The following is a 15,826-nucleotide window of genomic DNA, read 5'->3' as shown; positions in this document are numbered from 1 at the left end:
AATCTATCAGTACCAAATATTGTAGAACCCACTTTTTTGATTAAGTAATTTTCCGTAAAACATGAATTAAGTACTTATCTAGAAAATCATACTCTTAATTTTTTCTGATAAAACGATTAAATAGTTGCTCACTCACACCTTTGTGTTACTATGAATGTTGGCTTAATTAAAAGAACGTATAAAAAGATTACTGAAGACGAAGGGACAAAAAATGAAAATTTTAGCGATTGATACGTCGAACCATCCGCTAAGTATTGCTCTGGTTGAAGACCAACAAATGCTGTGCGAAACGACACTCAATTTGACGAAAAACCACAGCATTTTTGTGATGCCGACTATTGATCAATTAATGAAGATCGCAGGGTGGCGGCCAACAGACCTCGACAGAATTGTTGTGGCTAAGGGTCCAGGTTCATATACCGGTGTGAGAATCGCTGTGACAACTGCTAAAACACTTGCAGACACACTAGATATCGATTTAGTTGGTGTATCAAGCCTTGAGGTCGTTGCCGCTCCGATTGCACAAACAGAGCCTGATCGTCCTGTCGTTACAATTTTCAATGCTCGTCGTAATAATGTGTTTGCAGGTGGTTACATGGCACATGATGGCAAGATTAATACTTGGCTAGACCAGCGCCATACAAGTTTAGATGAGTTGGTGAAAGAAATTAATCAGCGTGGTGTGCAGGTATATTTAGTTGGCGAAATTACTGACGATTTTAAACAAATTATTCACGATGAAGTCGAACCGAAGTTAGTTAAGATCGTGCCACAAAGTCTGGGTATTCCTTCAGCTTATCAGCTTGCTTTAATTGGAGAGAATGCGGAACCTGTTAAACAGCTTGATGAATTTATTCCAGACTATTTGTGTATCACTGAAGCAGAATTTAACTGGCAAAAAAAGCATCCGGGAGAGTCAAAAGAATCTTATGTTCGAGAAGTTTAAAGAGTGGTTTGAAACCAGTCAAAATCGGCAAAGACGGCAGGTCATTGCCGATACGCTCCAATTTAAAAATGCAATTGAGAATATTAACGGTGAGAATTATTTCATTGCGCGTGCTCAAATTACTGATATTCCTGAAATCTTGCAAGTAGAACAGCAAGTATATGGTGCTACTCCGTGGAATGAATCAGCATTTTCACAAGAAATTAGGCGTAGTAGGGATCGCCTTTATTTAGTTGTGCGACAAAAAGACCAGTTACTGGGCTTTATTGGTTGTTCATTTAATTTTCAAAAAAATGATGCCCATATTACTAACATTGCAGTCAGGCCTTCATTTCAAAATCGAGGAGTTGGCCGATATCTAATTAGAAAGATGATTCATAAATCATTAATGGTTGATATGAAGACTATGAGCTTGGAAGTGCGTGTCAGTAATACATCTGCTCAAAGACTGTATCGAAGAATTGGCTTTATTCCTGGTAAAACGAAAAAAAATTATTATTTTGGTGATCATGAAGATGCACTGGACATGCAGCTTGAGTTGAGTTACCTAAAGGATGGTGGTGAATAATATGGCTAAACGAAACTTAATTTTGGCTTTTGAATCAAGCTGTGATGAAACCAGTGTCGCGGTAATTGAAGATGGCCATAAGATTCTATCAAATATTATTGCTACTCAAATTGATAGTCACAAACGATTTGGCGGAGTAGTTCCAGAGGTGGCTAGTCGGCATCATATAGAACAAGTTACTCGATGCTTAAATGAAGCACTTGAGGAAGCAAACGTGACTTACGATGACTTAACTGCAGTGGCTGTAACTTATGGGCCAGGTCTTGTAGGTTCATTGCTGGTTGGCGTCACTGCCGCTAAAGCAGTTGCCTGGGCACATCAGTTGCCCCTTATTCCAGTTAACCACATGGCCGGCCATATTTATGCTGCCCGGTTTGTTAGTGAATTTCATTTTCCGCAAATGGCACTATTGGTGTCTGGCGGGCACACCGAAATTGTCTATATTGAGGATGAATATCATTTTCAAATTCTTGGTGAAACTAGGGACGATGCCGCCGGTGAGGCATATGATAAAATTGGTCGAGTACTGGGTGTTACTTATCCAGCAGGTAAAGTCATTGATGATTGGGCACATGAAGGCAATGACACCTATCATTTTCCTAGAGCAATGGAAAAAGAAAATAATTTTGATTTTAGTTTTAGTGGATTAAAGAGTGCGTTTATCAACACCGTTCACAATGCAGAACAGCGAGATGACGAGCTTAATAAGTACGATTTAGCGTCCAGTTTTCAACAGAGTGTGGTTGATGTCTTAGCCGAAAAGGTCATGAGAGCACTTGATCAATATCCAGTAGATCAGTTGATTCTTGCAGGAGGAGTAGCCGCTAATGCTGGATTACGTGATCGATTAGAAAGAGATATTGAAACTTTACATCCACAAACAACTCTGATTAAGGCGCCACTTAAATTGTGTGGTGATAACGCCGCCATGATTGGCGCAGCTGGATATGTAGCTTACAATCATCATATTTTAGCGGATATGGATTTAAATGCTGTACCGGGACTAGAACTTTAGTATGATTAGAGAGCGGTAATAAAGACGGTTTACGTCCAGAAAATAAAGGCCCTCCGAAACTAAAAATCCTCAAATTTGGATTTTAGTTTCGGAGGGCCTTTATTTGGCCGGAGGCGGTTGCTTATTGCATGATTATTCTGACAATATGGATTTTTTGCCCCAACCTTTTGCCTTTAGTGATTTTCGTTAAAATCTTCCAACTCTTCAGCAGCCTCAGCCCATTGTTCCTCGATGTCATCTAACTGTTGTTTTGTTTCATCAAGTTCTTTTTGCAAATCAGTCAGTTGACCAATATCGGAAGCAATTTCTGGATCAGCCATTTTTGCTTCGATTGAAGTCTGTTGCTTCTCTAACTTGCTCATTTGGTTTTCAAATTGTTCTACATTTCTTTCAAGTTTACGAAGTTGCTTTTGTTGTTCCTTATTTTGTTGGAAAGACTGCTGAGCCTGTTTTTTCTCAGTACTTGGTGCTTCTGGAACTTCGATGGTTGGATTATTGACCTGTTGTTTAGCTAATTCATCTAGGTAATCATCGTAGTTGCCAACATAATGTTTTGTCCCATCAGCTGCCAGTGCGAGAATATCAGTTGCCACTTGGTTGATAAAATATCGGTCGTGTGAGACAAACAAGACGGTACCATCGAATTCATTAATGGCTTGTTCTAGTACTTCACGGCTATCAATATCAAGATGATTAGTCGGTTCATCTAAAATTAGAAAGTTGTCATGATCAAATGATAGTTTCGTTAATTGTAAGCGGGCCTTTTCGCCACCACTAAGTGCATTAACGGGTTTGAAAACGTCATCCCCTGTGAATAAGAAACTTCCCAAAAGTGAACGGATATCTTTCTCATCAACAGTTGGATAATCATCCCATACTTCTTGAAGAACCGTCTTTTGGGGATGCAATAATTGCTGTTCTTGATCGTAGTAGCCGACTGAGACATTTGCGCCTAATTTGGCATTACCAGTTAACAATTTTATTTTTGATAAAATTGATTTGAGCAGTGTCGATTTTCCAACACCGTTTGGACCAATAATTGCAATTCGTTGATGCTTACGAACTTCAAAATTGACTGGATCTGCAAGAACACGATCTTCGTAACCAATCGATGCATCACTAACAGTCAAAACAATATTTCCACTTGGCTGATCTTGCTTAAATGTAAAGTGAATAGAAGAATCATCAACTTCAGGACGATCTAGTCGGTCCATTTTTTCTAACTGTTTTCTACGAGCTTGAGCGCGTTTGGTCGTTGATGCTCGCACAATATTGCGGTTGACAAAGTCTTCCAACTTGTTGATTTCAGTTTGCTGTTTTTCGTATTGTCTCCATTCAGTCTTTAACCGATCTGCCTTTTGATCCGTAAACGACGAATAGTTACCCGTGTAGTGGGTTAGTGTATGGTTTTCCAAATCGTATACTTCAGTAGCTATCCGATCTAAGAAATAACGATCATGTGAGACCAACAGTAAAGCACCATCATAACTTCTTAAATAATCTTCCAACCAAGATAAAACCTGCATATCTAGGTGGTTAGTAGGTTCATCAAGGATTAATAAGTCTGGTTCTTGTAGTAGCAACCTTGCCAGTGCCACTTGAGTTTTCTGGCCGCCAGAAAGGGTATTAATTACAGTGTCGTATCGATCCTCGTCAAAGTGAAAACCATGTAACACACTTTTGATTTTAGCCTCAAAAGTGTAACCTCCGCTTTGCGAGAAGGAGTTTTGAATAGCATCATATGTGCTTAAAGTATCAGCGTAATTCGGATCACTGGGGTCAATGGTACTGATTTGTTGTTCTAAATCATGAATTTGTTTTTCCTGTTCATGCAACTTTGCAAATACGGAGTCCATTTCTTGCCAGATGGTTTGGCTACTAATTAGCCCTTGATCTTGTGCTAGGTAGCCAATGCTGCAATCTTTACGCGAACTGACATCACCATCATCAGGTGGGTTGATGCCAGCAATAATTTTTAAGAGTGTGGTTTTTCCTGCCCCGTTACGGCCAACCAGTGCCACACGGCCGCGGTCTTGAATTTGAAAATTAACATTTTGAAATAACGTGTCGGCACCGAATCTACGAGACACATTGTTTGTTTGTAATAATAACATTGAGTTTATCCTTTGCTTCGAAATGCGTGCTATATGAATTGTAGCACAAGTTACTACTATTCTGCCGCGGAACCTGTTTTTGCATTGAAGAGTGTTTCACAATATCACGACTTATGCTAGAATGAGTAGTAAAGTGAGTTTCACAAAGTAGTTGGGAAGAAGGAAAAATAACATGACAGATCGTAAGATCCCCCGTGCGACGGCCAAGCGATTGCCAATTTATTATCGCTATTTAAACATCTTATTGAATTCAAATAAACAGCGTGTGTCTTCAACCGAGCTTTCTGAAGCGATCCAAGTTGATTCTGCCACTATAAGGCGGGATTTTTCCTATTTTGGTGAGCTAGGTAAGCGTGGGTATGGATATGACGTTAAAGACCTACTGAACTTCTTTAAGGATATTTTGAATCAGGACAAGTTGACCAATGTTGCTTTAGTAGGTGTAGGTAATCTTGGACACGCATTGTTGCATTTTAACTTTCATCAAAATGGCAACATGCGAATCAGTGCTGCATTCGATGTCAATAAAGATATTATTAACACAGTTCAAAGCGGAGTTCCTGTTTATGCCATGGAAGACATGAATAAGCAACTACGTGAACAACAAATTGACGTTGTGATTCTGACAGTGCCTTCAGAGAAGGCTCAGAATGTTACAGATCAGCTAGTTGAAATTGGTATTCGGGGAATTTTGAATTTCACGCCACTCCGATTGGCTGTACCAAGCAATGTTCGAGTACAAAATGTAGATTTGACTAATGAATTACAAACCTTAATTTATTTTATTGATCATTATGGTCCAACTGAAGAACCAAAGGACGAAGAATAATCTAAACGAGCGTGTAGAATTTGTTTCCTGATGTACTGCAGGAAGCGTATTTGCACGCTCGTTTTCTATTGTCAGATTTACAGATACTATGTTGTTAAAATCTTAAATGCTAACCTTTTTTTAACATTACGAGGTTAATTCTTGCAATTGGTTGAGAAAATGATATAGTAGATCATGTTGTTAGCACTTGAGGTGTTCGAGTGCTAAAAAATTAATTTGATGGAGGGATAGATTTGTTAAAACCATTAGGAGATCGCGTTGTTTTGGAAGCGCAAGAAGAAGAAGAAAAGACAGTCGGCGGCATTGTATTGGCATCGAATGCACAAGAAAAGCCAACTACTGCAAAGGTAGTCGCCGTTGGTGAAGGCAGAGTCCTTGATAACGGTGAGAAGCTTGCTCCTTCAGTTAAGAAAGACGATCTTGTTTTGTTTGACAAGTACTCTGGTACAGAAGTTGAATATCAAGGTGACAAGTTCTTAGTCGTTCATGAAAAAGATATTGTCGCAATTGTCGACTAATTAAAGCAAACAATTAACAGTAAATCTATGAGGTGATAATTAATTATGGCAAAGGAAATAAAGTTTTCTGAAGACGCCCGTAGCAAAATGCTTAAGGGTGTAGATAAATTAGCAGATACAGTTAAGACAACTATTGGTCCTAAGGGACGCAATGTTGTGTTGGAACAATCATATGGTTCACCTACGATTACCAATGATGGTGTGACAATCGCCAAGGCTATTGATCTTGAGGATCACTTCGAAAACATGGGTGCAAAGCTTGTGTCAGAAGTAGCTTCAAAGACTAACGATATTGCTGGTGATGGTACTACCACCGCTACAGTTTTGACACAATCAATCGTCAATGAAGGTATGAAGAACGTTACTGCCGGTGCTAACCCAGTTGGTATTCGCCGTGGGATCGAAAGCGCCACTCGTGCGGCTGTTGACGGCCTCCACAAGATGTCACATGATGTTAAGACGAAGGATGACATTGCTCAAATCGCTTCGATTTCAGCTGCTAACCCAGAAGTTGGTGAGTTGATTGCTAACGCCATGGAAAAGGTTGGTAACGATGGTGTTATCACTATTGAAGAATCACGTGGTGTTGATACAACCTTAGATGTTGTTGAAGGTATGCAATTTGATCGTGGCTATCTATCACAATACATGGTTACTGATAACGATAAAATGGAAGCTGATTTAGATAATCCTTACATTTTAATCACTGACAAAAAGATCAGCAACATTCAAGATATTTTGCCATTACTTCAATCAGTTGTTGAACAAAGCCGTTCACTCTTGATTATCGCTGATGATATCACTGGCGAAGCTTTGCCAACACTTGTATTGAATAAGATGCGTGGAACATTCAATGTGGTTGCTGTTAAGGCACCTGGATTTGGTGATCGTCGTAAGGCTCAACTTGAAGATATTGCCATTTTGACTGGTGGCACAGTAATTACTGATGATCTTGGCCTGAACTTGAAGGACACAACTATTGACCAATTAGGTCAAGCAAGTAAGGTAACCGTTACAAAGGAAAACACCACAGTTGTTGAAGGTTCTGGTGCTAAGGAACAAATTCAGGAACGTGTAGATTTGTTGAAGAAGCAAATTGCTGACACAACTTCTGATTTTGACAAAGAAAAGCTTCAGGAACGTCTAGCTAAGTTAGCTGGTGGGGTTGCAGTTGTTCGTGTCGGTGCCGCAACTGAAACTGAATTAAAAGAAAAGAAGTATCGTATTGAAGATGCTTTGAATGCCACTCGTGCTGCCGTTGAAGAAGGATTTGTATCTGGTGGTGGTACAGCGCTTGTTAACGTCATTGCAGATGTTGCCGCACTTGAATCTGATGCCCAAGGCGATGAAGCTACTGGTATTAAGATTGTGAAGCGTGCTCTTGAAGAACCAGTTCGTCAAATTGCTGAGAATGCTGGTTTTGAAGGATCAGTTATTGTTGAACATTTAAAGAACGAAAAAGCTGGTATTGGTTACAACGCTGCTACCAACGAATTCGAAGACATGGTTAAGGCCGGCATTGTTGACCCAACCAAGGTTACTCGTTCAGCATTACAAAATGCTGCATCAGTTTCAGCATTGTTATTGACTACTGAAGCAGTTGTTGCTGATAAGCCTGAAGAACATCCAGCCGCACCTGCTGCTCCAGCAGGTGGTGCCGGAATGGGCGGCATGATGTAATTCAATGAGACAACTTTAAAAGGTTCAGGATTAATCCTGAACCTTTTTTTGTCCTCAATAGATGGTGTGAACTAATTAATTGATTTTTGTGTGACAAAGATATATAAATCTGTGGTAGTATTCAAAATTTGAATGTAGTACAATAGCTGATGATTCGTTTTTATTGAGGGGAGAATTACTATGTGGCGTTATCTAAAACGCTTGTTGATCGGGAAGCCTTTAAAGACTTTAGATGAAGGCGGACAACATTTAACTAAATTTAAGGCGTTAGCATTACTATCATCAGATGCTTTGTCGTCAGTGGCATATGGTACTGAGCAGATTACAACCGTTTTGGTAACATTGTCGGCCGCGGCTTTATGGTACTCATTGCCGATTGCTGGCATTGTTTTGATATTGCTACTCGCAATTACATTATCTTATCGGCAAATTATTCACGCATATCCGACAGGCGGCGGTGCCTACGTTGTTGCCAGTACTAACTGGGGTCGTAACGGAGGCTTAGTCGCTGGTGGATCGTTACTGGTAGATTATATGCTGACCGTCGCTGTATCGACGACGTCAGCTACCGAAGCAATTACTTCGGCAATTCCGACGTTATACAAGTATTCTATTTTAATTTCGGTAGTGATCGTTTTCCTAATCATGGCTATGAACCTACGTGGAATGAGTGAAAGCGCCAATTTATTGACGATTCCAGTTTACTTCTTCGTTGGTATGATGGCGATCATGATTGTTTGGGGTTTCATTAATATATTGACTGGACACATTGCTTACCATGCTCCAGCAGGCATTGGTACTGCAGTACCAGGCATGACTGTTGTACTGTTTATTAGGGCGTTTTCAGCTGGGTCATCATCATTGACTGGTGTGGAAGCAATCAGTAACTCTGTACCAAATTTTAATAAGCCGCGTTCAAAAAATGCAGCTAATACACTGGTTATTATGTGTTTGATTTTAGCCAGCTTCTTTGCAGGCGTTACTTTTCTTAGTTTTTACTTAGGAATTGTTCCTAATGGACATGTCACAGTACTATCACAAATTGGGTCAACAATTTTTGGTGGTCATGGTGTCGGGTATTATCTATTACAGCTCTCAACTGCCATGATTTTGGCGGTTGCTGCCAATACTGGATTTTCAGCTTTTCCAATTTTGGCATTTAACTTGGCAAAAGATAAGTTTATGCCTCACGCATTTATGGATCGTGGGGATCGGTTGGGATATTCAAACGGCATTGTTGTATTAGCATTAGGTGCCGTTGTATTAATCTGCATTTTTCATGGTCAGACAACATTGTTGATTCCTTTGTATGCCGTGGGTGTTTTCGTACCGTTTACTTTATCTCAATCAGGGATGATTATTCACTGGTTTAGGACAAGAGACGGCGTCTGGCTGGGCAAATCGTTTATTAACTTAGTAGGGGCTTTGATATCACTTAGCTTGGTTGTGTTCCTATTCTGGCAACATATTGATAACGTATGGCCATACCTAATCATCATGCCGCTTCTTTTGTACATGTTCCACAAAATCCATGAGCATTATATTAAAGTGGCAAAGCAGCTACGGGTTGCGGGCAAAACTAAGGTTCAGATTAAGGATTTTGAAGGCTCAACAGTTATCGTATTGGTTAGCAATGTCACTCGGGTTACTTCCGGTGCCATCAACTATGCGCGTTCAATCGGTGATTACGTCATTGCAATGCATGTTTCTTTTGACGAAAATCCTGGTAAGGAACATAAAACTGCTAATGAATTTAAGGCTGAATTTCCGGATGTTCGGTTTGTTGATATTCATTCATCGTATCGTTCGATTGCGACACCGACATTACGGTTTGTTGATGTGATTGCTAAGCGGGCAACTGCTAGAAACTACTCGACTACTGTGTTGGTTCCACAATTCGTGCCAAAGCATCCTTGGCAGATGGCGCTTCATAACCAGACTAGTCTGAGATTAAGGACTTTGCTTAATTCACGAGAGAACATTATTGTTTCAACGTACAATTATCATTTAAAAGAATAGTTTATGATCCAGAAAAAAACTGGGGAACTTAACGTTCCTCAGCTTTTTTTATGTCGTAGGCGATTTCGTTATACCGTGGTGTCTTAACTTTAATATTTAACTGATCATGAAACTGATTAGTTAAATCGTTGATAACTTCTGACAACTTTTCATGATTAACAAAAATGGTGATATTAACGTTAACACCGTATTGTTGATCGCCAACTGAAATATTTTGTTGTTGCAAAAAGTAAAGCAGTTGATCATGAAGTGAATAGGAAACTTCAACTTGAAGGGTATCTTGCAATACACGTTCAATTAAGCCAATTTCATGAATTGCATTTGATGTTGAACCACTGTATGCCCTGATTAAACCACCTGCTCCAAGTTTGATGCCACCAAAGTATCTTGTCACAACGGCAACGACATCGTGAATGCCAATGTGTTGTAATGCCTGCAGAATTGGTACGCCGGCTGTACCGCTTGGTTCACCATTGTCACTTTCCCGTTGGATTTCATCATGATCACCTAACATATATGCAAAACAGTTGTGATTAGCCTTAGGGTTATTGCTAGCAACTTTCTCAATAAATGATTTAGCATCCTCCTCAGAATGAATTCTTGCTAAGGAGCAGATAAATTTTGATTTTTTTATGATTTGTTCATAGGTGTGATTGTCAGCAATGGTTAAATATGAATTTGACATGAGAGCTCCTTTTAAACATGTAATTATTTTTTGAAAGCGTACGTTTTAGATGGAAGGGGTGTGTTGGATGGATAATTTACTTTACGGGCGCCGTCTGACGAAGGGAGAATTACCAATCGGTTTTGTGGTTGATGATCGCATTGAAATCAGTCCATCTGTGACAATAGGTGATAGGATGATTCGTTGTCATCGATGCAATTCAATGACAGCTAAGAATATAGCATCACTACCTAATAATCAGTTTTTTTGTCCTAATTGTATGGAGTTAGGAAGAGTGTCAACGTTAACAAATCTGTATCATGTTCCTGAACCAAATGACTTTAATGCGGACACACATCCGTTAACGTGGGACGGTCAGCTTTCAGCGCTACAGTTGAATTGTGCACAAAAAGTTGACGAATGCATGCGTGATAAGAAAAGACACCTTCTGTGGGCAGTAACTGGTGCTGGAAAGACAGAGATGCTTTTTACGGCGATTGCCAATTCGATTGCGCGAGGTGAACGAATAGCATTAGCCTCTCCTCGGGTTGATGTATGTTTGGAACTGTACCCAAGGTTGCAACAAGCATTTGCTGAACAAAAAATTTGCCTGCTTCACGGTCGTCAGACTGAATCATACGAGTACCGTCAATTGACAATATGCACAACTCACCAACTGCTTAGATTCTACCATGCTTTTGACAATTTAATCATTGATGAAGTTGACGCATTTCCATATGCCTCAAATCCTCAGCTTTATTTTGCTGCCAGTCAAGCTGTCAAACCACAAGGAGGCTGTTTATATTTAACAGCAACACCTGGAGAAAATTTGATGGCAATGGTGAGAAAAAAAGAGCTATCTATCAGTTATCTCCCTTTAAGGTATCATGGACACCTGTTGCCAGAAATTAAACTTAAATTGGTACCGTCTTGGCGTCGTCAACTTGGCAATAAAAAATTACCAGGATCATTAATTCAAACATTAAAGCAACGATTGAAAAATAAACGTAGATTTCTACTATTTGTGCCACACGTTGCTGATTTATCATCTGTGAAAGAAGGACTGGAGCGCCAATTAAAGATCAATGTCACAACAGTTCACGCAGTGGATGAAAAACGTCTCGAAAAGGTACAAAAAATGCGTGATCACGAAATCGACTTTCTTGTAACAACTTCAATATTGGAGCGAGGAGTTACGTTTCCTGAGATAGATGTATTTGTTATCGGCGCTGACGATGCAGTATTTTCAACAGCAGCATTGGTCCAAATCGCTGGCAGAGCAGGTCGATCTGTGTCTCGGCCAACTGGGGATGTAATTTATTGGATTAGTTCATTTGCCAACAACGTTAGTGATGCTTGTGCGCAAATTAGATTTGTGAATCGAAAGGGGAGAAAGCTACAGCATTGAATTGCTTATTGTGTGGAACACAAATTGAAATTGATTTTAATTTAAGAGAATTAGTATTGCCAATGAAAATAAAAAAAAGATCAATTTGTCATCAATGTGATCAAGAATTTGAACGCCTAGGTGGAATTAGATGCGACGGTTGTGGTAGGAGTCAAAAAAGTATTGATTTGTGTGAAGATTGTCAGAAGTGGGAACATCAAGTTGGATTTGTGATCAATAATCGTAGTGCTTTTGAATATAATGATGCCATGCATGAGTACATGAAACAGTATAAATTTACTGGGGATTATCGTTTACGTAGCGTTTTTACGACAGAGTTTGAGAAACTAATATCAAAACAACAACCAGACGTGATTGTGCCAATTCCAATTAATAAGTCAACGTGGCAAACCAGAGGATTTAACCAGGTTACTGGCATTACAAGCAATTTACGATTAATTGAGGCACTTGAAACTATAAATGGTAGCAAAGAAACACGACAATCCAAAAAGAATAGAGCAGAAAGAATGAGTTCCAAACAGCCGTTTAAACTGTCAGGGGATGTAGAAATAACTAAGAAAATTAGTCATCAAAGGGCTTTAATAGTTGATGATGTGTACACAACTGGTAGAACGATATATTATGCGGCAAATTTGCTTTTAACATTGAGCCCAATGAGTATCAGTAGTGTAACGTTGGCACGATAAAATAATTATGAAATCGCTTGCTTAATTATTGTTTATGGGCACAAACTAATCTATAATATACATAAGGATAAGCAAGTTAGTGGTCCTTATTTTATCAGACAAGTGGATACTTGTACTGAAGGGAGAGATGTTCTATGCTTAAGTTCAACATTCGTGGTGAAAACATCGAGGTTACAGACTCAATTCGTGAATATGTAACTAAGAGGATTAGTAAGCTGGAGAAGTACTTCGAGAATAGTGTCGAAGCAACCGCACATATCAATTTGAAGGTTTATTCCAATAAGGACGCTAAGGTTGAAGTAACGATTCCATTGCCATACTTGACTTTACGCGCTGAAGAGACCTCGTCAGACATGTACAGCAGTGCTGATCTAGTGACCGACAAGCTGGAACGCCAGATTCGGAAGTATAAGACGAAGATCAACCGTAAGTCTCGTGAGAAGGGATATAAGAACCTTGAGTTCACCCCAAATGATCGTTCTGAAGAGACTAACAAGGACGAAGAATTAAAGATTGTTCGGACAAAGCAAGTTTCGCTTAAACCGATGGACAACGAAGAAGCAATTTTACAAATGGACATGCTTGGACATGACTTTTTCGTATTTGAAGATGCCGAGACTAATGGAACAAGTATTGTATACCGTCGTAACGATGGACGGTATGGCTTAATTGAAGCTAGTGAAAACTAGTAGGTTTAACCAGTAGTATTCGTAAAGAATCTGGAGTGCATAGGGCACTTCAGATTCTTTTGTTATATAAATGAAAACTTATTGAAAAAAAGGCGCTTACACCGCTAAAACAAAGAATATTTTATGTTCTAGTTAGTTTTCATTGACTTAAAATAATGATAGAATACAATTTGATACTTAAAAGATGTCATAAACGATATAATGAAACGATTGCGCTGTCACATATGACAGTTGCCTAAGAGTCAATTGTAGAAGGGATTTTTCAATGGCAAACGTACTAAAAAAATGGATTGAAAGTGACCGCCGTGAATTAAGACGGATCAACAAAATTGCCAACAAGGTTGAAGCATATGCTGACCAGATGGGCAAAATGAAAGATGAAGAATTAAAAGCGAAGACGGATGAGTTCAGACAACGTTATCAAGATGGTGAAACACTGGATGACCTATTACCAGAAGCTTTTGCTGTCTCTCGTGAAGGAGCCAAGCGTGTGCTTGGTTTGTATCCATTTCATGTTCAAATTATGGGTGGCATTGTCCTTCATGAAGGTAACATTGCAGAAATGAAGACTGGTGAAGGTAAAACTTTGACTGCCACCATGCCGATTTATTTAAACGCAATTAGTGGTAAAGGTGCTCACGTCATCACTGTTAACGAATATTTGTCACAACGTGATGCTACAGAAATGGGTGAGTTGTATAACTGGCTCGGTTGTTCTGTTGGTGTGAACATGGCAGAGAGCAGTCCCGACGATAAAAGGAAAGCCTATGCATGCGATATTACTTATTCCACTAATAGTGAAATTGGGTTCGACTATTTGCGTGATAATATGGCTGTATATAAAGAAGACCAAGTTCAACGTGACTTGAATTTTGCCATCATTGATGAGGTTGATTCAATTTTAATTGATGAAGCCAGAACACCATTGATTATTTCTGGCCCAGGAACTGGCACGTCTCAACTGTATCAACGAACTGATCGATTCGTCAAAACTTTGAAAGAAGAAGACGATTATAAGATTGATTGGGAATCCAAAACAGTGTCGTTGACTGATCAAGGAATTAAAAAGGGTGAAAAGTATTTCAACTTAAAGAACCTGTATGATACTGATAATACAGCGTTGACTCACCATTTAGATCAGGCTTTGCGCGCAAACTATATTATGCTGAATGATAAGGATTACGTTGTTTCTAAAGATGGTGAAGTTTTAATCGTTGATTCGTTTACTGGACGGATTATGGAAGGTCGGCGTTTCTCTGATGGACTTCATCAAGCGATTGAAGCAAAGGAACATGTTGAAATCCAAGAAGAAAACAAAACAATGGCCAATATTACGTACCAAAACTTGTTCAGAATGTATAAAAAACTGGCAGGTATGACTGGTACTGCTAAGACGGAGCAAGAGGAATTCCGTGAGATTTATAACATGGAAACAATTGCTATACCAACTAACCGTCCGGTCGCTCGTGATGATCAACCTGATTTACTTTATCCAACTTTGAAGAGCAAATTTACTGCGGTTACAAACCGGATTAAATCAATGCACGAAAAGGGACAGCCAATCTTAGTTGGTACTGTGGCGGTTGAAACCTCTGAGTATTTGTCACAACTACTTGATCATGAAAATATTCCACATGTTGTTTTAAACGCCAAAAACCATGCTCGTGAAGCTGACATTGTTAAAAATGCTGGCCAAAAGGGTGCGGTTACTATCGCTACCAACATGGCCGGTCGTGGAACTGATATTAAGCTTGGACCTGGTGTTGTTGAAGTAGGTGGCCTTGCAGTTATAGGTACTGAGCGACACGAATCACGTCGTATTGATAATCAATTACGTGGACGTTCTGGTCGTCAAGGAGATCCTGGTGTTTCACAATTTTATTTATCTCTTGAAGATGATTTGATGCGTCGTTTTGGTGGCGATCGCATTAAGGCATTCCTTGATCGGATGAATGTACGTGATGAGGATGCAGTTATTAAGAGTAGGTTGTTGTCACGTCAAGTTGAATCAGCACAAAAGCGTGTTGAAGGTAACAACTATGATTCTCGTAAGAACGTTTTGCAATATGATGATGTAATGCGTGAACAGCGTGAAATCATTTATAAAGAACGCCAACAAGTGATTACTGAAGATAAGTCCTTAAAGGGCGTTATTGTGCCAATGGCTCAACGGGCAATTAGGCGAGCAATTGATGCCCACACGCTTGGTAGCCAATCAGACTGGCAACTTGATGAAATTGTTGATTTTGCTGAAGCAGTTTTGATCAAGCCGGGGGAACTGAAAGTTGACGATTTAAAGGGATTGTCTGCTGAGCAAATCACTGAGAAGTTACTTGGTTTTGCTAAGAATGTATATGCAGATAAAGAAAAACAACTGTATGATCCTGCTCAAATGCTTGAGTTTGAAAAGGTTGTTCTGCTTAGAGTGGTCGATTCTCATTGGACAGATCACATTGACTCAATGGATCAGTTCCGACAGTCCGTTGGTCTCCGTGGTTATGGACAGCTGAATCCGTTAGTTGAATATCAAACCGCTGGTTACCATATGTTTGAAGAAATGATTGCGGACATTGAGTATGAAACAACAAGATTATTCATGAAGTCAGAAATTAGACAGAATGTTGAGCGTTAATATTTTGCGGAAGGCGTAGGGGAAGAGATTCTTTCTATGCTTTCTTTTTTGACTAAAT

Annotated in this window: 13 protein-coding genes; 11 read left to right on the top strand and 2 right to left on the bottom strand. The window is 39.5% G+C overall.

From position 1 onward, the window contains the following. The first annotated feature begins 211 nt into the window (after positions 1-211). From tsaB to tsaD, 3 genes are read left to right on the top strand one after another with little or no spacing between them, the layout of a single operon-like run. Positions 212-946: a tRNA (adenosine(37)-N6)-threonylcarbamoyltransferase complex dimerization subunit type 1 TsaB gene (tsaB, locus tag FD16_RS00935; RefSeq protein ID WP_010622937.1), complete on the top strand. Its 735-nt coding sequence runs from the start codon at positions 212-214 to the stop codon at positions 944-946. Further along, on the top strand, positions 930-1,514 hold the full coding sequence (rimI, locus tag FD16_RS00930; RefSeq protein WP_056938513.1) for a ribosomal protein S18-alanine N-acetyltransferase: 585 nt from the start codon (positions 930-932) through the stop codon (positions 1,512-1,514). Before tsaB ends, rimI begins: the two co-directional genes overlap by 17 nt. A gap of 1 nt (position 1,515) precedes the next feature. Next, complete coding sequence (gene tsaD / locus FD16_RS00925; RefSeq protein WP_010622935.1) at positions 1,516-2,529, top strand: tRNA (adenosine(37)-N6)-threonylcarbamoyltransferase complex transferase subunit TsaD; 1,014 nt, start codon at positions 1,516-1,518, stop codon at positions 2,527-2,529. A 173-nt stretch (positions 2,530-2,702) separates the two neighbouring features. On the opposite strand, the gene FD16_RS00920 is transcribed toward tsaD, so the two are convergent. Further along, positions 2,703-4,643 (bottom strand): ABC-F family ATP-binding cassette domain-containing protein, encoded by a 1,941-nt coding sequence (locus tag FD16_RS00920; RefSeq protein WP_010622934.1) that lies wholly within the window; start codon positions 4,641-4,643, stop codon positions 2,703-2,705. A 172-nt stretch (positions 4,644-4,815) separates the two neighbouring features. Here FD16_RS00920 and FD16_RS00915 point away from each other — a divergent pair, with 172 nt between their 5' ends. The 4 genes from FD16_RS00915 (at position 4,816) to FD16_RS00900 (ending at position 9,689) form a co-directional block, all read left to right on the top strand. Next, positions 4,816-5,472, top strand: coding sequence for a redox-sensing transcriptional repressor Rex (locus FD16_RS00915; protein ID WP_010622933.1), 657 nt, complete (start codon positions 4,816-4,818; stop codon positions 5,470-5,472). 233 nt (positions 5,473-5,705) lie between these two features. Beyond that, positions 5,706-5,990 (top strand): co-chaperone GroES, encoded by a 285-nt coding sequence (gene groES / locus FD16_RS00910; RefSeq protein ID WP_010622932.1) that lies wholly within the window; start codon positions 5,706-5,708, stop codon positions 5,988-5,990. A gap of 45 nt (positions 5,991-6,035) precedes the next feature. Continuing rightward, positions 6,036-7,670: a chaperonin GroEL gene (gene groL, locus FD16_RS00905; protein WP_010622931.1), complete on the top strand. Its 1,635-nt coding sequence runs from the start codon at positions 6,036-6,038 to the stop codon at positions 7,668-7,670. A 180-nt stretch (positions 7,671-7,850) separates the two neighbouring features. Next, entirely contained in the window at positions 7,851-9,689 is a 1,839-nt protein-coding gene (locus FD16_RS00900) for an APC family permease (RefSeq protein WP_010622930.1), read from the top strand. A 28-nt stretch (positions 9,690-9,717) separates the two neighbouring features. Here the strand turns inward: FD16_RS00900 and FD16_RS00895 are convergent, their stop codons facing one another. Beyond that, positions 9,718-10,374 carry a YigZ family protein gene (locus tag FD16_RS00895; protein WP_010622929.1) on the bottom strand — a complete coding sequence of 219 codons (657 nt, stop codon included), beginning with the start codon at positions 10,372-10,374 and terminating at the stop codon, positions 9,718-9,720. Positions 10,375-10,441: 67 nt separating this feature from the next. Here FD16_RS00895 and FD16_RS00890 point away from each other — a divergent pair, with 67 nt between their 5' ends. From FD16_RS00890 to secA, 4 genes are all read left to right on the top strand, one after another. Beyond that, the gene (locus FD16_RS00890; protein WP_010622928.1) at positions 10,442-11,761 is read left to right on the top strand and encodes an ATP-dependent helicase ComFA; all 1,320 of its coding nucleotides are present in this window, start codon (positions 10,442-10,444) and stop codon (positions 11,759-11,761) included. Positions 11,762-11,823: 62 nt separating this feature from the next. Next, the gene (locus FD16_RS00885; RefSeq protein WP_155804406.1) at positions 11,824-12,447 is read left to right on the top strand and encodes a ComF family protein; all 624 of its coding nucleotides are present in this window, start codon (positions 11,824-11,826) and stop codon (positions 12,445-12,447) included. A 134-nt stretch (positions 12,448-12,581) separates the two neighbouring features. Further along, a complete protein-coding gene (gene hpf, locus FD16_RS00880; RefSeq protein WP_010622926.1) occupies positions 12,582-13,136 on the top strand; it encodes a ribosome hibernation-promoting factor, HPF/YfiA family in 555 nt (184 codons plus the stop codon). A 265-nt stretch (positions 13,137-13,401) separates the two neighbouring features. Then, positions 13,402-15,768, top strand: coding sequence for a preprotein translocase subunit SecA (gene secA, locus FD16_RS00875; RefSeq protein ID WP_010622925.1), 2,367 nt, complete (start codon positions 13,402-13,404; stop codon positions 15,766-15,768). Positions 15,769-15,826: the final 58 nt, after the last annotated feature.

The organism is Paucilactobacillus suebicus DSM 5007 = KCTC 3549 (assembly GCF_001434475.1).
Lineage (GTDB): Bacteria > Bacillota > Bacilli > Lactobacillales > Lactobacillaceae > Paucilactobacillus > Paucilactobacillus suebicus.
This window is presented reverse-complemented; position numbering and strand designations above follow the sequence as displayed.